The organism is Pseudoalteromonas sp. S554, assembly GCF_005930865.1.
Taxonomy (GTDB): Bacteria; Pseudomonadota; Gammaproteobacteria; order Enterobacterales; family Alteromonadaceae; genus Pseudoalteromonas; species Pseudoalteromonas marina.
Map to the genome: position 1 here is coordinate 1 of NZ_PNDV01000168.1, position 611 is coordinate 611.

Genomic DNA, 611 nt, shown 5'->3' on the forward strand with positions numbered 1-611 from the left:
TTGTTTGATGTTGCAATATAGCCTTTAATACTTTCAATAAAGTCATCACTGCCTAGCATCGACAATAACTTTTTAGCACCATAAAAAGCGCTTACTTCTTCATTACACTCATATTCAACAAACTGCTTGTATGCAGCATACTTACGCTTTTTACCTTGCAGCGAAAATATAAAATCTCGAACTAACCATTTAGGTGTCGCACCACTTTTAATAAAAGCTGAATAGCTAGACCATTTGTACTTAGCAAGGTCATCTACCAATGGGGTGCTCGTTTCAATTGGGTTACGATGAATATACCGGCTAACATGCAATAAGTAGTTATCAGCATCCACCAACACGGCTTTGTATCGGCCCCTGAACAGTGCACCGTCTGTGTTATGTGTTCTATTAAAGTATTGAGTGTAAAGGCCATTAATATGCTTCATGGCTTGGCCTAAGTTAGCATCGGGAGTTTTTATTAGCAGATGATAATGATTGGTCATCAAACAATACGAATGCACTTCAATATTAAACCGAAGGCTTGCTTGCTCAATGCAGTATAAAAAATACTTAAAGTCGTCATCGCTCAAAAAGGTATTTTCGTGCCCTCTTCCAGTATGAAAGACATGATA

Annotated in this window: 1 protein-coding gene; it reads right to left on the reverse strand. The window is 37.8% G+C overall.

Going from position 1 to position 611, the window contains the following annotated elements:
- The coding region (locus CWB65_RS19505) for a transposase (RefSeq protein ID WP_171047603.1) at nucleotides 1-611 on the reverse strand (611 nt) is incomplete at both ends.